Origin of the sequence: Kitasatospora sp. NPDC085879 (genome assembly GCF_040686255.1) — a bacterium.
GTDB lineage: Bacteria > Actinomycetota > Actinomycetes > Streptomycetales > Streptomycetaceae > Kitasatospora.
The window spans coordinates 131,268-152,953 of record NZ_JBFBJZ010000013.1; the positions used below are offsets into that span (position 1 = coordinate 131,268).

The window sequence follows — 21,686 nt, forward strand, 5'->3', positions numbered from 1 at the left end:
CTACGTGTCCCGTAGTCGGAGGACGGGCCGGACGGCCCGAGGGTGGTCAGACGGCGGACGGCTGCTGGGCCCGCTCCTCGACCAGGGTGGCGACGGTGTCGATCACCTGGTCCAGAGTGAGCTCGCTGGTGTCCACCAGGACGGCGTCCCGGGCCTGCGCGAGCGGAGCCGTCTCCCGGGAGGAGTCGGCTGCGTCCCGGCGGTCCAGGTCGGCGGCCATCGATGCGATGGTCGCCTCGTCCACGCCCTTGGCGCGGAGCTCGGCCGCGCGGCGCGCGGCGCGGGCGGCGCCCGAGGCGGTGAGGAAGATCTTGGCGGTGGCGTCCGGGAAGACGACGGTGCCCATGTCGCGGCCCTCGGCGACTATGCCGCGCGGCGCGACCTCGGCGCAGCCGCGCTGCAGCTCCACCAGCCGGGCCCGGACGGCCGGCACGGCGGAGACCGCGGAGACCTTGGCGGTCACCTCGGGGCCGCGGATCGGGCCGGAGACGTCCTGGCCGTCGACCGTGATGGTCGGGCCGGCCGCGTCCGTCCCGGAGACGATCACCGGCTTGCCGCAGGCGATCGCGACCGCCTCGGCGTCGTCGACGTCGATGTCGTTGGCGAGCATCCACCAGGTCATCGCGCGGTACATGGCGCCGGTGTCCAGGAAGCTGAGCCCGAGCCGGGCGGCGACCGCGCGGGAGACGGTCGACTTGCCTGATCCGGAGGGTCCGTCGATGGCGACGACGACCGGGGCGTGCGCTCGGTCGGCAGTGTCCACGGGGCGAACCTCTCTCTCGGGCCGGCGCGCTCGGGCCGGGATGACTATCTCAAGGTTAATGGACCGACGGAGGCTCCCGGTCCGGTCGCCTCCCGGGCCCTTCCCCACCGTGCTCCCGTCCCTGCCGGTCGTCCCGGACGGTCGGTCGCGCAAGGTCAGTCGCGGACGCTCCAGCCGCGGTCGCGCAGGCCGGCGGTCAGCAGCCGGACGGCCGCCGGAGCGACGTCCAGGTGCACATGGCCGACCTGCTGGCCGTCGGAGTGCTCGATGGTGACGTCCTCGATGTTGACGCCGAGCGTGCCGACCTCGCCGAACAGCCGGCCCAGCTCGCCGGGCTGGTCGCCCAGCACGACGGTGACCGACTCGTACCGGGTGGGCGGGGCGCCGTGCTTGCCGGGGATCCGGGCGTGGCCGTGGTTGCCGCGCCGCATGACCGCCTCGATCCCGGCCGCGCCGGCCCGCCGCTCGCCCTCGTCGGCGGCCTGCAGGGCGCGCAGCGCCGTCACCGTCTCGTCGAGGTCGGCGGCCACCTCCTGCAGGATGTCGGCGACCACCCCGGCGTTCGCGGAGAGGATGTCCACCCACAGTGCGGGGCTGGACGCCGCGATCCGGGTGACGTCCCGGACGCCCTGTCCGGACAGCCGGACGGCCGTCTCGTCGGCGTGCTCCAGCCGGGCCGCGACGATCGAGGCGACCAGCTGGGGGGCGTGCGAGACCAGCGCGACGGCGCGGTCATGGGCGGCCGCGTCCATCACGATCGGCATCGCGCCACAGAGCGCCACCAGCTCCAGTGCGGCGTTCAGGGTGTCGGTGTCGGTGTCCTTGGTCGGGGTGAGCACCCACGGCCGGCCCTCGAACAGGTCGGCGCGGGCGGCCAGCGGACCGGACCGCTCCCGGCCGGCCATCGGGTGGCCACCGATGTAGCGGACGGTGTCGCAGCCGAGCGCGGCCACCTCGGCCCGCGGCCCGGCCTTCACACTGGCCACGTCGGTGTAGCAGCGGGCCAGACCGCGGCGCTGGCAGTCCGCCAGCACCTTGCCCACCAGCGCCGGGGGCACCGCCACCACCGCCAGGTCGACCGGCCCGTCCGGCAGCTCCGTGGAGCCCGCGCCGAGCGCGGCGGCCGTGCGGGCGGCGTCCGGGTCGGCGTCCTCCAGATAGACCGCGACCCCGCGGGCGGTGAGCGCGAGGGCGGCGGAGGTGCCGATCAGTCCGGTGCCGATGACGGCGGCTGTGCGCATGACGGGGCTGGTCTCCTGGTGCGGACGGAACACTGTTCCGCCCATCCTCTCGCAGCCCCCGCCTCCGCGGCGAAGCCGCCCGCCCCGCGAGATGCGTGCACCGCCCGGGGGCGCCGGGGGCACGCCCGCAACCGGGGTGGGGGCCGGGGCCGTCCCCCCATCCGACGCGCAGCGCAAATCCACGGCGGACGGGCGCCGACCCGGGCAGACTGGCGGCCCGGACCGGGGACGGACGAAGGGCAGGGCGGGGTGGCAGCAGAGACGGCAGCGGCGGATCGGTGGGAGTCGGTACTCGACTCGGTGGTGGTGTACGCGAGCGGGGCGCTGTGCCGGCGCCGGGCGCGCGGCACGGTGCCGGCGGACGGCAGGGTGCGGCTGACCGGCCTGCCGAGGGTGGCGGACGCGGGTTCGCTCCGCGCCGCCGTGCTCTCCGGCGGGGCCCGGGTGACGGCGGCCCGGCTGGAGCCGGAGGCGGAGGTGCGCAGCCGCTCGGACCTGCCCGGGCTGCGCCGCCGGGTGGAGCGGGCGCAGGACGCCGCGGAGGCCCTGCGGCAGCGTTCGGCGCGGCAGGAGGCGCGGATCGCGGAGGTCTCCGCGGTGCGGGCCGTGCCGCCGCCGCTGCAGGCGGACGAGCCGCACCGCCGGACGCCCGCCGACGCCTGGCTGCAGCTGGCCGACTTCGTGGACGAGCGGCTGGCCGCGCTGCACGGCCGGTCCGCCGCCCTGACCGAGGAGCTGCGCTTGGCCGAGCACGAACTGTCGCTGGCGGAGGACGCGTTGGCGCGGGCCTCGTCCGCGGTGGCGGTCGGCCCGGTGACGCTCGGCTGTACCGCCGTGGTGACCCTGGAGGGCGCGCCGGAGGGTGCCGAGGTGGAGCTGGAGGTGGAGTACGGGGTGCCGGGCGCGGTGTGGGTGCCGACGTACCGGCTGACCTACCGCCGGGGCGAGGACACCGGGACGCTGCTGCTGCGCGCCCAGCTCGCCCAGCGCACCGGCGAGGACTGGTCGGGGGTGCGGATCGGCCTGTCCACGGCGGACCTGCAGCGCCGCACCGATCTGCCGCAGTTGCGCTCGTTGCGGATCGGGCGGCGGCAGCCCGCGCCGGCGCCGTCCGGCTGGCGGGAGCCCCCGGCGGGGCTCGGCGATCTGTTCACCGGGTACGACGCGGCGGGCCGGCCGCCGCAGCCGCGCCCGTCGCGCGGGGTGAGGCCGATGGCGGGCGGCGGGCGTCCGGGCCGGGCGGCCCGGCCGGGCGGCGGCGCGGACGCGACGCTGGCCGGGGGTGTCCCGGCCGCGGAGGTCGCGCTGCCGTTCGCCGCGCCACCGCCCCCTCCGCCGCCGGCTCCCGGTGCCGCGCCGCAGGCCTTCCCGATGCCGGCGCCGGCCGCGCAGGCGTACGGCGCGGCCCCGCAGCCGCCGGGGGCGATGCCGCCGCCGGCGCCGGTGGCGTCCGCCCGGATGTCACGGAGTCGGGGGATGTCCGGCGGCGGGCTGCGCTCGGCCTCGTTCGCCGCGTACGACGAGCCGGTGCCGGAGCCGCTGCCGGAGCCGGTGCCGGCGGGCCCCTCGCCGGCGCAGCTGGACTACGCGGGCCTGGTGCTGGACGGCCCGGACCGGCCGGCGCACCGGCGCGGTCTGCTGTTCCCGGGGGCGGTGCACGACCCGTCGACGACGGAGTCCCGCAATCTGGCGGAGTCGGTGGCCGGGCTGGCGCTGCCCGCGCACGCGGTGCGGCCGCGGGTCTCCGCGGGCTCCTTCGACCAGCGGTACGACGCGGCGGCCCGGGCGGACGTCCCCTCGGACGGCACCTGGCACACCGTCACGGTCGGGGAGGTGCCGGTGTCGCTGAGCACGGAGTACGTCTGCGTGCCGGCGGTCGAGGAGGCCGTGTACGGGACGCTGGTGCTGGCCAACGCGACCGCGTCGGCGCTGCTGGCGGGGCCGGTGGAGGTCACCGTGGACGGCGACTTCCTGCTGACCGCGGCGCTGCCGACGCTGGCCGCGGGGGCGGCCCGCCGGGTCGGCCTCGGTCAGGCGGAGGCGGTCCGGGTGGCCCGGCGCACGGAGCTGAAGGAGTCCACCGCGGGCATGCTCAACAGCACCACCGTGCTGGACCACCGGATCCATGTGGAGCTGGCGAACCGGCTGTCGCACCCGGTCACCGTGGAGGTGCGCGAGCGGGTGCCGGTCTCCGCCGACCAGGACGTGCGGATCGAGGAGCGTGCCGACTGGCGCGGCCCCGACCACCCGTCCGAGGAGTTCCCGGCGAGCACCCGGCGCTGGCGGGTGGAGCTGCCCGCCGGCGGCACCGCCGAACTCGACGGCGGCTACGAGATCCGCATCCCGGCCGGCAAGGCCATCGTCGGCGGCAACCGGAGGAGCTGACCATGACCGACACACCCGACACCCCGCCGACAAACACCCCGCCGGCCGGCCACGCGCTGCCCGACCACCCGCTGCCGGTGACGGCGGTGACGTGCCTGGAGGACCGCGCGCACGTCGAGCGGACGGCCCGGGTCGAGCTGGCCGCCGGCGTCCACCGGCTGCGGCTCGGCCCGATCTCCGCGCTCGCCGTGGACCGCACCCTGCGCGCGGAGGCGACCGTCCGGGAGGGCTCCGCCGAGGGCGGCGTCCGGGTGCTGGACGCCCGGGTGGTGCGCGGCTGGGCGCCGCGGGCCCCGCTGCCGCCCACCGGCGAGGACTCCGAGCTGCGGCACCGGGTGCACGCCCTGGAGCAGGAGCAGCTCGCCGAGACCCGGACCCGGGAGCGGCTGGAGGCCCGGCTGGCACTGCTCGCCCAGCTCGCCTCCGATCTGCTGCGGGAGATCGGCGAGGGCGCCGGCCGCGGAGAGCTGGAACGCAGCCGCTGGAGCCGCGAGCTCGACCGGATCGACGGCGAGCGCGACACGCACGGGGAGAAGCTGCGGGTCTCCCGGGCGAGGCTGGAGGAGCTGGCCGTGGACCTGGCGGCGGCCCGGCGGGCGCTGGACGCCGCCGAGCAGGAGCCCGCCGAGCTGTTCGCCCACGTCGAGGTGACGGTGCAGGCGGAGTCCGCGGGCCCGGTCGAGCTGAAGGTCGGCCATCTGACGCCGTGCGCGCTGTGGCGTCCGGCGTACCGGGCGTCGCTGTCGGGCGGCCGGCTGGTGCTGGAGACCGAGGCCGTGGTGTGGCAGCGGACCGGCGAGGACTGGTCGGGGGCGCGGCTGACCTTCTCCACGGCCCGCTCGGCGCTGGCCTCGGAGCCGCCCCGGCTGACCGAGGACCTGCTGACACTGCGGGAGCGCACCGCGGAGGAGCGACGAACGGTCGAGGTGGAGCTGCGCGAGGAGGCGATCGGCACCACCGGGCCGTCCGCGGACGGCCTGCCGGGCGTGGACGACGGCGGCGAGGTACGGGTGCTGAGGGCGCCGTCGCCGGCCTCGGTGCCGGCCGACGGCCGGGCGCACCGGATCCCGCTGACCGTGTTCGACACCGCGGCGAGCAGCGAGTTCGCGGCGGCGCCGGAGCTGTCGCCGCTGGTGACGCGGGTGGTGCGGTTCCGAAACGACGCGGGGCACGCGCTGCTCGCCGGCCCGGTGGACCTGGTGCAGGGCAGCGGCTTCACCGGCCGCGGTGAGCTGCGGTTCACCGCCCCGGGGGCGCCGGCGGAGCTCGCCTTCGGCAGCTCGGACGGCCACCGGGTGGTCCGGGAGACCGAGGAGAGCCGCGGCACGGCCGGCATCACCGGACGGACGGTGGTCACCCGGACGGTCCGGCTGCACCTGTCGCGGTTCTCCGGGCCGCAGGAGCGGGACGAGCAGGTGGTGACGGTGCGCGAGCGGATCCCGGTCTCCGAGGTGTCCTCGGTGGAGGTCAAGCTGCGCAAGGAGCTCTGCTCGCCGGCACCGGACGAACTGGACGCGGAGGGCGTCGTCCGCTGGGACGTGCCCCTGCCACCGGACGGCCGACGCACCCTCACCCTGGTGTACGAGGTGTCGGCGGCGGCGAAGGTGGCGGGCCTGTGAGCCCGGTCAAGCCGGATTTGTTCCGTCAACTCCGGTAGAAATGACCCATGATCTACCATCTCGCCCCGCTGGACGACTGGCTGCGCGACCCGGGGCGGCCGTACGCGGCCGCCTCGCTGCTCACCGACGGCTTCATCCACTGCTCGGCCGACGAGCAGACGGTGCTGGCCGTCGCCAACCTGTTCTTCGCCGACACTCCCGACCCGCTGATGGCGCTGCTGATCGAGGAGAAGCTGGTCGAGCCGATGGTGAAGTGGGAGGCGCCCTCCGGCCCGCCGCCGGAGGGCGCCACGCCCGGGGTGCTGTTCCCGCACATCTACGGCCGGCTGAACCGGACGGCCGTGATCGGCCTGGAGAAGGTCGAGCGCGGTGCGGACGGCCGCTGGGAGCGCCTGCTGCCCTGGAGCTGAGCCGGGCCCGCCCCGCCGGGCGGGGCCGCGGTCAGAGCCAGCCGCGCTCGCGGGCCGCCATGCCCGCCTGGAAGCGGGTGGTGGCGCCGAGCTGGCGCATCAGGCTCTGCAGCCGGCGCTGCGTGGTGCGGGCGCTCCAGCCGAGCGAGCGGGCGATCGACTCGTCGGTCAGGCCTGCGGCGAGCAGGCCGAGCAGCTTGCGGTGGTCGGCCTCGGGGCCGGTGTCGGCCTCGCCGTCGCCGATCGCCGCCTGCAGGGGCACGGCGCGCTCCCACTCGGCCTCGAACAGGGCGTCCAGGGCCTGCAGCAGCGCCGAGGGGTGGATGACGTAGGCGGCGTCCAGCACGCTGTCGCCGACGGTGATCGGGATGATCGCCATCTTGTCGTCCGACATCATCATCTTCATCGGCAGCGCGGGCCGTACCCGGGCCTCCTCGCCGTCCTCGACGCCGATGAGGATCTCCTTCTCCAGCCGCCCCGGCCAGGCCACCGCGTCCTTGTCGTACACGGTGCGGAACCGCACGCCCGCCTTGAGCTTGGCCCGCTGGCGGGGCATCTGGGCGACCGGGTCCTGGATGTACGGCGGGCAGTCGAAGCCGCGCACCTGGTACTGGCTGGTGTCGACGAGGTGCTCCAGCCGCTGGGCGATCGCCTCGCCGCCGGTGAGCACCTCGACCGAGTGCGCCGGGTCCGTGTAGCGGGACGCCTCACGGAAGGCGTCCATCAGCCGGTGCATCTCGGCCCGGGCGCTGCGCAGCTCCGCCTCGCGGTGGCCGATGAGGGTGCCGATGGCGACGTCCGGTGCGACCGCGAGGTACCGTTCCCGGTCGACGGGGGCGCGGGTGGCCATGCCCTGCTCGGCCAACCGGTCGAGGGCGTCCTGGCTCTGCTGCAGTGTCAGGTCGCACTGCCCGGCCAGCTCCTCGGCGGTGGACTGCGGCGAGACCACCAGGGCCGCATACACCTGTCCGTCCGGCCGTCCGAGGCCGAGCGCTCCGAATGCGTCGAGCACGCCGCTCCTTCCCCCATGCGGCCAGGACCCCGTGGCGCAGTTCCGCCACTCCTCGAGCCTCTGTCCGGTGGCCATCCTGCGCCACAGATCCACATGATGACAAGGCGGTGCGTCGAGGTTCACACGGGCCCCCCGCCGATGAGCCGGAAGGCCTCCCCGCCGGACGGCGGGGAGGCCTTCGATTCGAAGGTGCGGCGGGGGCCGATCCTTAGAGGCCGACCTCGCGCATCAGCTGGCCGACCTCGGGGTTGGTGAGGCGGCGCAGCCAGCCGGACTTCTGGTCGCCGAGCGCGATCGGCCCGAAGTGGGTGCGCACCAGCTTCTCCACCGGGTAGCCCATCTCGGCGAGCATCCGCCGGACGATGTGCTTGCGGCCCTCGTGGAGGGTGACCTCGACCAGGTAGTTCTTGCCGACGTTGGAGACCACCTTGAAGGAGTCCGCGCGGGCCCAGCCGTCCTCCAGCTCCACGCCCTTCGCGAGCTGCTTGCCGAGGTCGCGCGGGATCGGGCCCTGGATGGCGCACAGGTAGGTCTTGGTGACGCCGTACTTCGGGTGGGTGAGGCGGTGGGCCAGCTCGCCGTGGTTGGTGAGAAGGATGATGCCCTCGGTCTCGGTGTCGAGGCGGCCGACGTGGAAGAGCCGGGTCTCGCGGTTGGTGACGTAGTCGCCGAGGCACTGGCGGCCGTCCGGGTCCTCCATGGTGGAGACGACGCCGGCGGGCTTGTTCAGCGCGAAGAACAGGTAGGACTGGGTGGCGACGGTCAGGCCGTCGACCTTGATCTCGTCGTTCTCCGGGTCGACCCGCTTGCCCTGCTCGGTGACGCGCTTGCCGTTCACCTCGACGCGGCCCTGCTCGATGAGCTCCTCGCAGGCCCGGCGGCTGCCCATGCCGGCCCGCGCGAGCACCTTCTGCAGGCGCTCGCCCTCGGGCTCGCCGAAGGTCTTCGGGGTCTTCACGGCCGGCTTGTCGTGCCGGGCGAGCACCGCGTCCTCGATCTTGGCCTGCAGCTCCCGGGAGCGCTGCGGCTGGCGCCGCGGGTCGCCCGGGGCGCCCTGGCCCTCACGGCGGGGCTTGGGCGCCGGGCCGGGACGGCGCGCGGTGTAGCCGCTGCGGCCGGGGGTGGCGTTCGGGCCGCCGCCGTACTCGGGGCGGTCGTAGCGGCGCTCCTCGGGGCGCAGCGGGCGGTCCGGGTACCGGCGGTCGTCACGCCTGTCGTCGCGCCTGTCGTCACGCCGGTCGTCGCCTCGCCGCTGCGAGGAGCCGCCGCCGTACGACGAGCCGCCACCGTAGGAGGAGCCGCCGCTGCCGCGGCCGTACGACGAGCCGCCGCCCGACGAGGAGCCGCCGCTGCCGCGGCCGCCGCCGTGCGACGAGCCCCCGCCGTACGAGGAGCCGCCGCCTCCGCGGCCGCCGCCGTACGAGCCCCCGCCGGACGAGGACCCTCCGCGTGAGCCGCCGCCGCTCCGGCCCCCGCCCTGTCCGCCGCGTCCCTGGCCTCCCCGGCCCTGGCCGCCGCTGTTGTTCCTGCCGTTGCCACTGCTGCGCATCAAAATGTCCGTACGTCGTGTCCGTCGTGGGAGTGCGTGTCGTGCCGGCCGACCTCACCGCCCCCTCACCGATCGGACGCGGACCGTCAGGCGTTCTCGCCGTCGGCCGCGCGGGCGGCAGCCACCGCCTCCGCGATCATCGTGCCCTCGAGGGACTCCGCTTCCACGTCGTCGACCTCGGGCAGGAAGGGCGCGAGCTCGGGCAGCTCGTCCAGGCCTCGCAGCCCTGTCCGTTCCAGGAAGTAGTTCGTCGTCCGATACAGGATCGCACCTGTTTCGGGCTCGGAGCCGGTCTCTTCCACCAGTCCTCGCTGTACCAGGGTACGCATCACGCCGTCACAGTTCACACCGCGTACTGCGGAGACCCGGCTGCGCGACACCGGCTGGCGGTAGGCGACCACCGCGAGCGTCTCCAGCGCGGCCTGGGTGAGGCGGGCCTGCTGGCCGTCCAGCACGTAGCGGTCGACGGCGGGCGCGCAGTCGGCCCGGGTGTAGAAACGCCAGCCGCCGGCGACGTTCCGCAGGTCGAAGCCGCGGCCCTGGGCGGTGTACTCGGCGGCGAGTTCCCGCAGCGCGGCGGCGACCTCGGCCCGCGGCCGTTCCAGGACGGCGGCGAGGTGCGTCTCGGTGGCGGGCTCGTCGACGACCATGAGGATCGCCTCCAGGGCGGCGCGCAGCGGCACGCCGGTGCCGGTGGCCTCCTCGGGCAGCTCCGGTTCCGGCTCGGGCTCCGGCTCGGGGACGGGCAGCGGGGCGGGGTCGGGCATCGGTTCGGGCTCGGAGGTGTCCGCGGCCGGCTCCGCCGCGGGGCCGGGGATGTACGGGCGCTCCGGGGCGGCCTCCACGGCCGGAGCGGCTCCCGCGCCCGGGGCGGTCCCGGTGCCCGGCGCGGGCGCCGCCTGCGGCCCTGCGGGGGCGGCCTCGGCCCGGGGTGCGGCGCCGTCCGCGGCGTGCTCCGGCTGCTCGGGGCCGTACGCGGGCTCCAGCCACTCGTCGGGGCGGGTCTGGCCGGGGAGGCCGAGGGTGCGCCGGGAGGGGCGCGGCTGCTCACCGTTCACTGCCGTTCTCCGTCCTTGCCGCGACCGTCCGCGCCCTCGCCGGGCGGGCGGTCGAACTCGTCGGTCACCTCGACGCGCAGTCCGGTGTCGGCGACCCAGTGCACCAGCAGCTCGCCCAGCGCGTCCGGCTGCTCGAAGTCGAGCACCTTCTCCCGGTACAGCTCCAGCAGGGCCAGGAAGCGGGCCACCACCACCAGCGTGTTGTCGGCGTCCTCCACCAGCCTGCCGAAGGTCGCGCTGCCGAGCGCGGTGAGCCGGTCGACGACGACCTCGGCCTGCTCGCGGACGCTCACCGGCGGGGTGTGGATGTGGTCGACGTAGACCACCGGTTTCGGCTTCGGCGCCGTCGCCCGGGCGGCCAGCCTGGCCAGCCCCTCCGGGCCGATGGTGATCACCACCTCGGGCAGCAGCAGCGCGTGGTGCGGCTCCAGGCCGACCGAGCGTGGGCGCGTCAGCTGTTCGGCGGCCCAGCGCTCGGCGAACAGGGCGGCCGCCTGCTTGTAGGCGCGGTACTGCAGCAGCCGGGCGAAGAGCAGGTCGCGGGCCTCCAGGAGGGCGAGGTCCTCCTCGTCCTCGATCTCGGCGGCGGGCAGCAGCCGGGCCGCCTTGAGGTCGAGCAGGGTGGCGGCGACCACCAGGAACTCGGTCGCCGCGTCGAGGTCCCAGTCGGGGCCCATCGCCCGGATGTGCGCGACGAACTCGTCGGTGACCCTGGAGAGCGCCACCTCGGTGACGTCCAGGCGGTGCTTGGCGATCAGGCTGAGCAGGAGGTCGAACGGGCCCTCGAAGTTGTCCAGCCGCACCCGGAAGCCGCCGCGCTCCTCGCCCGGCCCGGCGTGGGCCGGGGCGGCGGGGGCGGCCGGGTCGGGGGGCTCGGGCACGCTCGTCATGACCGGTCCATCTTCACCCGGTCCGGGCGCCGCGCCACCCCCCGGGGCGCCCGACACGCCCGCGCCCGGGTCCGGCCGGCGCCCGGTCGGGCCGGAAGAGGCCCGCTGGGGCCCGCTGGGGCCCTCAGCGGCCGCGCAGCCGCCGCACCAGGATGCTGGCCTCGCCCCGCTGCTCCAGGTCGGCCAGGACGACGGCGATGGCCTCCCGCACGACCCGGCCGCGGTCCACGGCCAGGCCGTGCTCGCCGCGCAGGACGAGCCGGGCGTGCTCGAGGTCCATCAGCTCCTCGGCGGAGACGTAGACCGTGATCTTCTCGTCGTGCCGTTCGCGGCCGGTGGGCCGGCGGGCGGCGCGGCTGCGCGGGCGGGGCCGGCGGGCGGCCTCGGCCTGCTCCTCGACGGCGTGCCGGCGGGCGGCCTCGGCGGGCGGCTGGCCCTGGGCGGCCTCGGTGGCGGCCCCGTCGGCGCCGACGGCTTCACCGGCGGCTGCGGGCTGCTCGGCGGGCCGGGCGGTCTCCGGTCTGGGCGCCTCGGCCGGCCGGCCCAGCGAGGGCGACAGGGCCATCCCCCCGGTGGTCCGGAACAGCTCGTCGGCTCCCGGGAGACTCACTCGGCGGGGCGGCACCGGTCGAGCACCTCCCTGGCGAGCTGGCGGTAGGCGGCGGCGCCGACCGAGTTGGTCGCGTACGTGGTGATCGGCTCGCCGGCCACGGTGGTCTCGGGGAACCTGACGGTACGTCCGATGACGGTGTGGAAGACGTGGTCGCCGAAGGCCTCGACCACCCGGGCGAGCACCTCGCGGCTGTGCACCGTACGGGAGTCGTACATGGTGGCGAGGATGCCGTCGAGGCGCAGGTCCGGGTTGAGCCGCTCGCAGACCTTCTCGATGGTCTCGGTGAGCAGCGCGACGCCGCGCAGGGCGAAGAACTCGCACTCCAGCGGGACGATGACGCTGTGAGCCGCCGTCAGGGCGTTGACGGTGAGCAGGCCGAGCGACGGCTGGCAGTCGATGATGACGTAGTCGTAGTCGGGCAGCAGCGGCTTGAGGGCGCGGGCGAGCGCGGACTCGCGGGCGACCTCGCTGACCAGCTGCACCTCGGCGGCCGACAGGTCGATGTTGGACGGCAGCAGGTCCATGCCGGGGACGGCGGTCTTCAGCAGGACCTCATCGGCCGTCAGGCCCCGCTCCATGAGCAGGTTGTAGACGGTGACGTCGAGTTCCATCGGGTTCACGCCGAGGCCGACGGAGAGGGCGCCCTGCGGGTCGAAGTCGACGAGCAGCACCCGGCGGCCGTACTCGGCCAGCGCGGCACCCAGGTTGATGGTCGACGTGGTCTTGCCGACGCCGCCCTTCTGGTTGCACATGGCGATGATCTGCGCGGGACCGTGCTCGGCCACCGGCGCGGGGATCGGGAAGTACGGCAGCGGACGGCCGGTGGGGCCGACCCGCTCGCGGCGCTGCCGGGCGGCGTCGGGGGCCAGCGTGGCGGCGTACTCCGGGTCCGGCTCGTACTCGGCGTCCGGGTCCTCGTAGGGGCCGTAGCCCAGGTCGGCGTAGGAGAGGCCGTAGGCGCCGAGCTCGGCGTCGTAGTCGACGCCGGTCGTGGCGCTGCTCTGGCGGGCCTCGAAGGTGCGGACCGCGACCGAGCCGATCTCTGCCGTACCCACCGTCGCCGGCCGCGCGTACTCGTCGTTCGGCTGTCCGGCGGCGAGCTCCGCCAGTCCTGGCTGACCACCCCCGGGAGCAAATGTCGACTCATTCACAAGTCGTCTTACCTCCTTGGGCTTCCAGGACTCTATGTCGATACGTCAGCGTGGCAGCATGCCGACGGTTTGCGACTCTAGGCCGTTCCAGGCGTTCGCAGCAACACAATCCACGGTAGTGGGCACGATGTGTCGGCTCCCCGACCGCCCGCTGTCAAGGCTTGCGTCGGCCGAGAACCCTCACGTTTCCGGGTTCGTCGCGTGCCCGGGCGGCGTGACCCGGGGTGACCGGATCCGCAGGGCGGGTGACACGTCGCACATGAATTGACATCGCCCGTCCACCGTTCGGTCACCGCACCGACGGCGTGCGGGCGCGCCGAAGCCCCCGACCTGGGGGGCCAGGTCGGGGGCGTCAGAATGGCGGTGCGTCAGGCGAGCACGCTGTCCAGGGAGACGGACTCCAGGTCGAAGGCGTCGGCGACGGCCTTGTAGGTGATCTGGCCCTCGTGCACGTTCAGGCCCTTGGCCAGCGCGGCGTCGCGGCGCAGGGCCTCCTTCCAACCACGGTTGGCCAGCTCGACGATGTACGGCAGCGTCGCGTTGGTCAGCGCGTAGGTGGAGGTGTTCGGGACGGCGCCCGGCATGTTGGCCACGCAGTAGAAGACCGAGTTGTGGACCTGGAAGGTCGGCTCGGCGTGCGTGGTCGCCTTCGAGTCCTCGAAGCAGCCGCCCTGGTCGATCGCGATGTCGACGAGCACGGAGCCCGGCTTCATGCGGGAGACCAGCTCGTTGGTGACGAGCTTCGGGGCCTTGGCGCCCGGGATCAGCACCGCGCCGATCACCAGGTCGGCCTCGAGGACGGCCTTCTCCAGCTCGAAGGCGTTGGAGGCGATGGCCTTCACCTTGGTGCCGAAGACCCGGTCGGCCTCGCGCAGCTTGTTGATGTCGCGGTCGAGCAGGGTCACGTCGTAGCCCATGCCGATGGCGATGGTCGCCGCGTGCCAGCCGGAGACGCCGCCGCCGATGACGACGCACTTCGCCGGGTGGGTGCCGGGCACGCCGCCGGGGAGCACGCCGCGGCCGCCGGCCGGGCGCATCAGGTGGTACGAGCCGACCTGCGGGGCCAGCCGGCCCGCGACCTCGGACATCGGGGCGAGCAGCGGGAGGGCGCCGTTGGCGAGCTGCACGGTCTCGTAGGCGATCGCGGTGGTGCCGGAGGCGAGCAGCGCCTCGGTGCCGGCGCGGTCGGCCGCCAGGTGCAGGTAGGTGAAGACGGTCTGGCCCTTGCGGAGGCGGTGGTACTCCTCGGCGATGGGCTCCTTGACCTTCAGCAGGAGGTCTGCGGTCTCCCACACCTCGTCTGCCGTGGGGAGGATGGTGGCGCCGGCGGCCACGTACTCCTCGTTGGGGATCGAGGAGCCGAGACCGGCGTTGTCCTCGATGAAGACCTCGTGTCCGTTGCGGACGAGCTCATGCACGCCGGCGGGCGTGATGGCCACGCGGTACTCGTGGTTCTTGACCTCGCGGGGGATGCCGACCTTCACGGCTAAACACGTCCCTCTTGCCTGGGGGTCCCGGCCGGGGAAAGACCGGCGGGCGGCGCGCACGGGGAAGGCCTCCGGAGAGCACCGGGGCACGGATCGCTGCGCGACTGCTGTCGAGTGTAATGAAGCCCAGCGGATCCGTCAGCCTTCCAAACTGAATAAATCAGCTGGACTCATTGGCAGGTTCGTAGGCTTGCACCGCACTCCTATGGCCAAAGGCCTGCGACTGCCGCATATCAGACACTACTCCGCAATAGGGTGATTCCACTCGCCTGCCAGCTGCCGCTGGAGGCGGTCCAGGGCCTGTCCCACCAGGGCCGCACCGCGCTCGTCGCCGAGCCGGCGGAAGATCCCGAACGCCGCCCGGTACTCGCGCAGCGCCTCCTCGAAACGGCGCTGCGCGCTGTGCGCCTCGGCCACCCGGGCGAGCAGCCGGGCCTCGCCCGCGGCGTCGCCGGACTCCTGCCGCAGGGCCAGCGCGCGGCCGTACGAATCACCGGCGCGCACCGGATCGCCGAGCGCCCTGTAGCACCCACCCGCGCTCTCCAATGCGCGGGCGCACCCGGCCTCGTCGCCCGCCGACCGGGCCCGGTCCAGGGCGGCCCGGTACCGTTCCGCCGCCTGATCCCAGCGGCCCGCGGCGGCCTGCAGGTCACCGAGGTTGAGCAGCGCCGCGGCGGCCCGCCGGGGCTTCCCGGCCCGTTCGGCGACCTCCAGGACGAGCTCGTGCAACCGGTGCAGATCGGCGGGGACGGTGGCCGGGGTCAGCGGCAGCGCCCGCAGCAGGGCGGTCACCAGCCGGCCCGCCGAGCCGTCGAGGTCGCCCTGGCCGATGGCGTCGCCGACCGCGGTGAGCAGGTGCTCGCGCTCCTCGTCGAGCCAGCGGGCGGCCTGGTCGGCGGTCCGCAGCCGCAGCGGCCCGGGCAGCGGATCGGGGGCCGGACCCGCCGCGGGAGCGAGCAGCGCCTGGGCCGAGTCGACCAGCCGGACGAGCCGCTCCAGCAGCCGGGCACGGGCGAGTTCGACCTCGGCGGGCCGGTCGGCCTCGGCGCGCAGTTCCACCAGCCTCGGGTACAGCCAGCCGGGGACGCGGTAGCGCGCGGTGCCGTCCGCGGCGGGCGGCTCGGCGGCGAGGAGCTCGCGTTCGGCGAGGTCGGCGAGCAGGCCTGCCGCCTCCGGGGCCGGGCAGCCGACCAGGGCGGAGGCGGTACGCAGGTCGGCGGCCTGCGCGGGGGCCAGGGTGAGCATGCGCAGCATCCGCGCCCGGGCCGGGGTGAGGGTGCGGTAGAGCAGTTCGAAGGCGCCGCCGGACGGGTCGCCTTCGGGGACGGGGACGGGGCCGTCCGCGGGCAGCAGGTCCCGGGCCCGGCGCTCGCCGTCGCCGCCCTCGACACCCTTGCCGGCCTGTCCGCCCTTGCCGTTGGCGCCGCCCTTGCCGTTGGCGCCCCGCCTGCCCGCCGGGCCGTCGCCGGCGCTCTCGGGGGCGGACGGGGTGCGGCCGGTGGCGGCGGTGAGTTCGGCGGCCGCGTCGGTCACCGCGGCGCGGGCGTCGGCCCGCAGCCGGACGGCGGTGAGCCGCAGGGCGGCCGGGCGGCAGGCGCAGGCGTCGGCGAGGTCGGCGGCGCCGACCGGGTCGCAACTGATCCGGGTGCCGCCGACCAGGTCGCCGAGCAGGCCGACGGCGGAGGCCTGGTCGAGCCCTCCGAGGATCACCGGGTCGACGTCCTCGATACCGGTGAGCGGGCCGCCGGTGACGGCCAGCAGCAGCGTGCCGGGGCCCGCCTCGAGCAGCGGCCGCAGTTGGGCGGCGTCCTTGGTGTCGTCGAGCAGCAGCAGCACCCGGCGGTCGGCGAGGGCCGCGCACAGGGCGGCGCAGGCCGGGTCCTCGCCGTCCGGCCCGGCGGGCGGCAGCAGACCGGCCGGGACGGCGCCCAGCTGTTCCAGCAGCCGCCGGGCGGTGCGGCCGGGCGGGACGCGGCTGCCGTCGGGTGCGGTCAGCCGGGCGCAGAGGACGCCGTCGGGGTACTGGGCGGCCACCGAGCGGGCCCAGCGCAGGGCGAGCGCCGTCCGCCCGGAGCCGGGCCGGCCCGCGAGGACGACCAGCCGGGCGGCCATGCCGTCCGGGCCGCCGGTCCGCCCGGCGGCGGCGGTCAGGGCGGCGAGCTCGGCGCGGCGGCCGGCGAAGGCGGCGGGCCCGGGGGGCAGGCCGTCCGCGGCCCCGGCCGCTCCGGGGCCGGCGGACCTCTCGTCGATGGTCGCCGTCTTCCTCGCCACCCGTGCCCACTCCTGTCGGTCGCCCGCGGCGGGCCCTTCGCGGGCCCTGCCGCGAAGCGTAGTTCGCGCAGCCGCCCCCGCCGAGGCCCCCCGCCCGGCCCACCTCCCGGATCACCCCCGCGGGTCAAGCCCGCGGATCAGGCCCTCACGGGCCGGCTCCCTCTCAGTCCTGGCGGAAGGGCCGGGCCGGCCACGGGGAGTCTGCGGGGCGCAGCGAGTCCAGTCCGGCGCCGGTGAGGGCGGCGTGCAGGGCGAGGGTGCCGGTGATCAGGGTGGGGTTGTGCAGCCGGCCGGCCAGGACGAGCCCGATCAGCTCCGCCAGCGGCACCCGGGCGGTCTCGATCTCCAGTTCCTCGCCGTGCGCCTCGTAGCGGTCACCGTCGGCCTCGGAGAGGTCGGTGGCGAGGAAGAGCCGCAGCGCCTCGTCGGTGCCGCCGGGCGAGGTGTAGAAGTCGACCAGCACCCGCCACTCGCCGGCCTTGCAGTGCGCCTCCTCGTAGAGCTCGCGCTGGGCGGCGTGCAGCGGGTTCTCCCCGGGCACGTCCAGCAGGCCGGCCGGCAGCTCCCAGAGCCGCTGGCGGACGGGGTGGCGGTACTGGCGCAGGATCAGCACGCGCTGCCGGTCGTCGACGGCGAGAACGGAGACCGAGCCCGGGTGGGTCTGGTAGTCGCGGCGCGCCCAGGAACCGTCGGGCATCTGCACCTCCTCGGTGCGCACCCCGGTGACCCGACCCTTGAACGGGGTCTCGCCGGCCCGGACGGGCCACTGTTCGGCGGCGTCCCGGATCTGCTGCTGAAAGTCCATCGCACTCCCCTTTTCGTCAGTACGACACAATCTAACCCGACGCATGCTCAGCCTGCGGCCACAACCGTCCGCGAACAGCCGGACGGCGGCCGTGCGGGGGAATCCGCACGACCGCCGTCCGGTCACCGAGAGGACACCGCGGGTGTCCGCAGCGTCACTACGCCCCGGTCTTGATCTTGATGGCCGCGGCGACCAGGCCCGCGAACAGCGGGTGCGGGCGGGTCGGGCGGGACTTGAGCTCCGGGTGCGCCTGGGTGGCGACCAGGTAGGGGTGGACCTCGCGCGGGTACTCGACGTACTCGACCAGGTCGCCCTTGGGCGAGAGGCCGGAGAACTGCAGGCCGGTCTTCTCGAGGTCGGCGCGGAAGGCGTTGTTGACCTCGTAGCGGTGGCGGTGGCGCTCCTCGACGTACTGCTCGCCGCCGTAGACCTCGCGGACGATCGAGCCCTCGGCGAGCTTCGCCGGGTAGAGGCCGAGGCGCATGGTGCCGCCGAGGTCGCCCTTGCCGTCGACGATGGCGAGCTGCTCGGCCATGGTCGAGATGACCGGGTACTTGGCGGCCGGCTCGAACTCGGTGGAGTTCGCCTCGGGCAGGCCGGCCAGGTTGCGGGCGGCCTCGATGACCACGCACTGCAGGCCGAGGCAGAGGCCGAGCAGCGGCAGCTTGTTCTCACGGGCGTAGGTGATCGCGGCGACCTTGCCGTCCACACCGCGGTCGCCGAAGCCACCCGGGATGCAGACCGCGTCCACGTCGCCGAGCTGCTCGCGGGCGCCCTCGGGGGTGAGGCAGTCGTCCGAGGTGACCCACTTGATCTCGACGCGGGCGTTGTTGGCGAAGCCGCCGGCGCGCAGCGCCTCGGTCACCGACAGGTAGGCGTCGGGCAGGTCGATGTACTTGCCGACCAGGGCGACCTTGACGATGTGCTGCGGCTCGTGGACGCGGCGCAGCAGGTCGTCCCAGGTGGTCCAGTCGACGTCACGGAACGGCAGGTCGAGGCGGCGCACCACGTAGGCGTCCAGGCCCTCGCCGTGCAGCACCTTCGGGATGTCGTAGATCGACTTGGCGTCGATGGCCGCGACCACGGCCTCCTCGTCCACGTCGCACATCAGCGAGATCTTGCGCTTGATGGCCTGCGGGACCTCGCGGTCGGCGCGCAGCACGATCGCGTCGGGCTGGATGCCGATGTTGCGCAGCGCGGCGACGGAGTGCTGGGTGGGCTTGGTCTTCAGCTCGCCCGAGGGGCCGATGTACGGCAGCAGGGAGACGTGCACGAAGAAGACGTTGTCCCGGCCGACCTCGTGGCGGACCTGGCGGACGGCCTCCAGGAAGGGCAGCGACTCGATGTCGCCGACGGTTCCGCCGACCTCGGTGATGACGACGTCGACGTCCTCGGTCGCCATCCGGCGGATCCGGGACTTGATCTCGTTGGTGATGTGCGGGATGACCTGGACGGTGTCGCCCAGGTACTCGCCGCGGCGCTCCTTGGCGATGACGGTCGAGTACACCTGGCCGGTGGTGACGTTCGCGGAGCCGTGCAGGTTGGTGTCGAGGAACCGCTCGTAGTGGCCGATGTCGAGGTCGGTCTCGGCACCGTCGTCGGTGACGAAGACCTCACCGTGCTGGAACGGGTTCATGGTGCCCGGGTCCACGTTGAGGTACGGGTCGAGCTTCTGCATCGTCACGCGCAGGCCGCGCGCCTTGAGCAGCGCGCCCAGGCTGGAGGCGGTGAGGCCCTTGCCGAGCGAGGAGGCGACACCCCCGGTGACGAAGAGGTGCTTGGTCGTCACGGCGCGGCCTGCGGCCGACTTACCGGAATGGGGCTGTGCCAAGAGGGGGCTCCCGTGGGTCGCGGTGTCGAGGGTGACTCCCGGTGGCCGGACCCCCCGCTCGTCCGCTCGTCGACGCGACCTGGCGCCGGGGCACCGGCGGAGTCGTCGAATCGGCGGATCGGGGGTGGCCCTCAGCTGTGTGCTGCCCACCAGTCCACGGGATACCAGGGTATCAGCGCACCGGGCGGGACGCGGTCCCGGTCGGTGCGGCGCGCCCGCCGGAGGAGCTCCGCACCCGGTGGAAGGATCAGCTCCGGATGACTCGGAAGGATTACCGGCGATCACCCGAGGGGACCAGCCGGGCTGGTCAATCCGGTGCCAGTCCGCCGGGTGACCACCCCTGCGCGTGCCCCGGGGCCCGCCGCGGACGTATTCTTCTCGGACGCATCGCCGACACCAGAGCACACGGAGGGCGAGGGGGTCGGCCGACTCCGCTCGGTCCCCGATGCGCGGTCCGAAGCCCCCCGTCCCGCCCCGCGCCCGGCCAGAGGCACGGGCCCACCGGCCCCGTCCGGTACTCCGCGAGCCTTCCCGCCACCCCAACGGGCCTCGCGAGTGCCCCCGGTCCCGGCGGGCGGCTCCGGCCCGCCGTGCCCGCCGTCGACGCAGCCACATCGCGAACTGGGAGACCCACGTGGCCGGCCGTATCGAGGACTACGCACTCATCGGGGACATGCAGACCGCCGCCCTGGTCAGCAGGGACGGGGCGGTGGACTGGCTGTGCCTGCCCCGCTTCGACTCGCCGGCCGTCTTCGCCGGCCTGCTGGGCACCGACGAGCACGGCTTCTGGCGGATCGGCCCTGCCGAGGTGGTCGAGCCCGAACCGGTGACCGCGGCCGACCGGGACCACACCTTCCACGCCGACCACTCGGTCGCCGCGGTGCACGACACCGGCGAGCTGCGGATCCCGCCGGCCACCGCCGCCGCCCCGGCGCTGCCCGCCGACCGCCGGACCTACCGCGGCGACTCGCTGATCCTGGAGCAGGAGTGGGACACCCAGGGCGGCACCGTCCGGGTGATCGACCTGATGCCGCCCCGGCACCTGCTCGGCACCCCCGACGTCCCGCAGATGATCCGGATCGTCGAGGGCGTCACCGGCCGGGTGCGGATGCGCTCCGCGCTGCGGATGCGGTTCAGCTACGGCAAGGTCGTGCCCTGGGTCCACCGGGTGGAGCAGCCGGACGGCGGCCACCGCACCGTGGCCGTGGCCGGCCCGGACTCCGTCTGGCTGGACGGCGAGGCCGAGACCTACGGCCGCGACCTGACCACCTACGCCGACTTCACCGTCCGCGCCGGCGAGCGGATCACCTTCGCCCTCACCTGGCAGGCCTCCCACCTGGCCGCGCCCGCCGCGCCCGACCCGGACGACGCCCTGGAGGCCACCGAGCGGTTCTGGGCGGAGTGGGTCGGCCAGTGCACCTACCAGGGCCCCTACCGGGAGGCCGTGGTCCGCTCGCTGATCACCCTCAAGGCGCTCACCTACGCCCCCACCGGCGGCATCGTCGCCGCCCCCACCACCTCGCTGCCCGAGGACGTCGGCGGCGAGCGCAACTGGGACTACCGCTACACCTGGCTGCGGGACGCCGCCATCACCCTCTCCTCGCTGATGCGCACCGGATACCGCGAGGAGGCCCGCGCCTGGCGCGAGTGGCTGCTGCGCGCCGTCGCCGGCGACCCGGAGAACCTGCAGATCATGTACGGCATCGCCGGCGAGCGCGAGCTCACCGAGTCCACCCTGGACTGGCTGCCCGGCTACGAGGGCTCGCTGCCCGTCCGGGTCGGCAACGGCGCCGCCGGGCAGCTCCAGCTCGACGTCTACGGCGAGGTCGTCGAGGCCCTGCACCTCGCCCACATGACCGGCCTGGTCCGCAACGACCACGCCCACCAGCTGCAGCTCAAGCTGATCAGCTACCTGGAGAAGCACTGGCGCGAGCCCGACGAGGGCATCTGGGAGGTCCGCGGCCCCCGCCGGCACTTCGTGCACTCCAAGGTGATGGCCTGGGTCGCCGTCGACCGCACCATCCGCCTGCTGGAGGACACCGCCACCGAGGGCCCGCTGGAACGCTGGAAGGCACTGCGCGAGGAGATCCACGCCGACGTCTGCAAGCGGGGCTACGACGAGCAGCGCAACACCTTCACCCAGTACTACGGCGGGCAGGAGCTGGACGCCTCGCTGCTGCTCATCCCGCAGGTCGGCTTCCTCCCGCCGGACGACAAGCGGGTGATCGGGACCATCGAGGCCATCCAGCGCGAACTGTCCACCGAGGACGGCTTCGTGCTGCGCTACCCGACCCACGACGCGGACGGCGACAACGTGGACGGCCTGTCCGGGCACGAGGGCGCCTTCCTCGCCTGCTCGTTCTGGCTCGCCGACGACCTGGCGATGATCGGCCGGGTCTCCGAGGCCCGCGAGCTCTTCGACCGGCTGCTGGCGCTGCGCAACGACGTCGGGCTGCTCGCCGAGGAGTGGGACCCGCGGGCCAAGCGCCAGGTCGGCAACTTCCCGCAGGCGTTCAGCCACGTGCCGCTGATCGACACCGCGCTGCGCCTGACCGCCTGCGGCGGCGCCTACGGGGCGGGCCGGCAGGACCAGTAGCGGCC

15 protein-coding genes and 2 pseudogenes are annotated in these 21,686 nt (G+C 74.7%); 5 read left to right on the plus strand and 12 right to left on the minus strand.

Annotated elements, in window-relative coordinates; genetic code table 11:
* Positions 1 to 46: 46 nt before the first annotated feature.
* Together cmk and AB0P35_RS13205 are read right to left on the minus strand one after the other, a co-directional pair.
* A complete protein-coding gene (gene cmk, locus AB0P35_RS13200) occupies positions 47 to 763 on the minus strand; it encodes a (d)CMP kinase (RefSeq protein WP_095872605.1) in 717 nt (238 codons plus the stop codon).
* A gap of 155 nt (positions 764 to 918) precedes the next feature.
* Positions 919 to 2,004, minus strand: a complete 1,086-nt coding sequence (locus tag AB0P35_RS13205) for a prephenate dehydrogenase (protein ID WP_363510070.1) — start codon at positions 2,002 to 2,004, stop codon at positions 919 to 921.
* Between the two features lie 249 nt (positions 2,005 to 2,253).
* On the opposite strand from AB0P35_RS13205, the gene AB0P35_RS13210 reads away from it, so the two are divergent.
* Genes AB0P35_RS13210 through AB0P35_RS13220 form a run of 3 tightly spaced genes read left to right on the plus strand, consistent with a single transcriptional unit; the run spans position 2,254 to position 6,418 of the window.
* The gene (locus AB0P35_RS13210; RefSeq protein WP_363510072.1) at positions 2,254 to 4,389 is read left to right on the plus strand and encodes a DUF4139 domain-containing protein; all 2,136 of its coding nucleotides are present in this window, start codon (positions 2,254 to 2,256) and stop codon (positions 4,387 to 4,389) included.
* Positions 4,390 to 4,391: 2 nt separating this feature from the next.
* The gene (locus tag AB0P35_RS13215) at positions 4,392 to 6,008 is read left to right on the plus strand and encodes a mucoidy inhibitor MuiA family protein (protein WP_363510074.1); all 1,617 of its coding nucleotides are present in this window, start codon (positions 4,392 to 4,394) and stop codon (positions 6,006 to 6,008) included.
* Between the two features lie 47 nt (positions 6,009 to 6,055).
* Positions 6,056 to 6,418, plus strand: coding sequence for a DUF952 domain-containing protein (locus AB0P35_RS13220; RefSeq protein ID WP_095872608.1), 363 nt, complete (start codon positions 6,056 to 6,058; stop codon positions 6,416 to 6,418).
* 31 nt (positions 6,419 to 6,449) lie between these two features.
* On the opposite strand, the gene AB0P35_RS13225 is transcribed toward AB0P35_RS13220, so the two are convergent.
* From AB0P35_RS13225 to AB0P35_RS13270, 10 genes are all read right to left on the minus strand, one after another.
* Positions 6,450 to 7,430 (minus strand): helix-turn-helix domain-containing protein, encoded by a 981-nt coding sequence (locus AB0P35_RS13225; RefSeq protein ID WP_179419343.1) that lies wholly within the window; start codon positions 7,428 to 7,430, stop codon positions 6,450 to 6,452.
* Positions 7,431 to 7,638: 208 nt separating this feature from the next.
* The gene (locus AB0P35_RS13230) at positions 7,639 to 8,979 is read right to left on the minus strand and encodes a pseudouridine synthase (RefSeq protein ID WP_363510077.1); all 1,341 of its coding nucleotides are present in this window, start codon (positions 8,977 to 8,979) and stop codon (positions 7,639 to 7,641) included.
* Positions 8,980 to 9,065: 86 nt separating this feature from the next.
* Entirely contained in the window at positions 9,066 to 9,689 is a 624-nt protein-coding gene (gene scpB, locus AB0P35_RS13235) for an SMC-Scp complex subunit ScpB (RefSeq protein WP_257019249.1), read from the minus strand.
* 344 nt (positions 9,690 to 10,033) lie between these two features.
* Positions 10,034 to 10,927, minus strand: a complete 894-nt coding sequence (locus AB0P35_RS13240; protein WP_363510079.1) for a segregation/condensation protein A — start codon at positions 10,925 to 10,927, stop codon at positions 10,034 to 10,036.
* Positions 10,928 to 11,051: 124 nt separating this feature from the next.
* Positions 11,052 to 11,492: a hypothetical protein gene (locus AB0P35_RS13245; RefSeq protein WP_095875365.1), complete on the minus strand. Its 441-nt coding sequence runs from the start codon at positions 11,490 to 11,492 to the stop codon at positions 11,052 to 11,054.
* Positions 11,493 to 11,533: 41 nt separating this feature from the next.
* Entirely contained in the window at positions 11,534 to 12,691 is a 1,158-nt protein-coding gene (locus AB0P35_RS13250; RefSeq protein WP_095872612.1) for a ParA family protein, read from the minus strand.
* A 368-nt stretch (positions 12,692 to 13,059) separates the two neighbouring features.
* Positions 13,060 to 14,175, minus strand: coding sequence for an alanine dehydrogenase (ald, locus tag AB0P35_RS13255; RefSeq protein ID WP_095872613.1), 1,116 nt, complete (start codon positions 14,173 to 14,175; stop codon positions 13,060 to 13,062).
* 243 nt (positions 14,176 to 14,418) lie between these two features.
* Positions 14,419 to 16,449: a tetratricopeptide repeat protein gene (locus AB0P35_RS13260; protein WP_363510082.1), complete on the minus strand. Its 2,031-nt coding sequence runs from the start codon at positions 16,447 to 16,449 to the stop codon at positions 14,419 to 14,421.
* 163 nt (positions 16,450 to 16,612) lie between these two features.
* Positions 16,613 to 17,254, minus strand: a complete 642-nt coding sequence (locus tag AB0P35_RS13265; protein WP_363510084.1) for an NUDIX hydrolase — start codon at positions 17,252 to 17,254, stop codon at positions 16,613 to 16,615.
* 157 nt (positions 17,255 to 17,411) lie between these two features.
* Positions 17,412 to 19,043 (minus strand): CTP synthase, encoded by a 1,632-nt coding sequence (locus AB0P35_RS13270; protein WP_363510086.1) that lies wholly within the window; start codon positions 19,041 to 19,043, stop codon positions 17,412 to 17,414.
* Positions 19,044 to 19,719: 676 nt separating this feature from the next.
* Between AB0P35_RS13270 and AB0P35_RS13275 the strand changes: the two are divergent.
* Both AB0P35_RS13275 and AB0P35_RS13280 read left to right on the plus strand, forming a co-directional pair.
* A pseudogene (locus AB0P35_RS13275) lies at positions 19,720 to 19,893 on the plus strand (trehalase-like domain-containing protein); the annotation flags it as partial.
* 129 nt (positions 19,894 to 20,022) lie between these two features.
* A pseudogene (locus AB0P35_RS13280) lies at positions 20,023 to 21,681 on the plus strand (glycoside hydrolase family 15 protein); the annotation flags it as partial.
* Between the last annotated feature and the right edge of the window lie 5 nt (positions 21,682 to 21,686).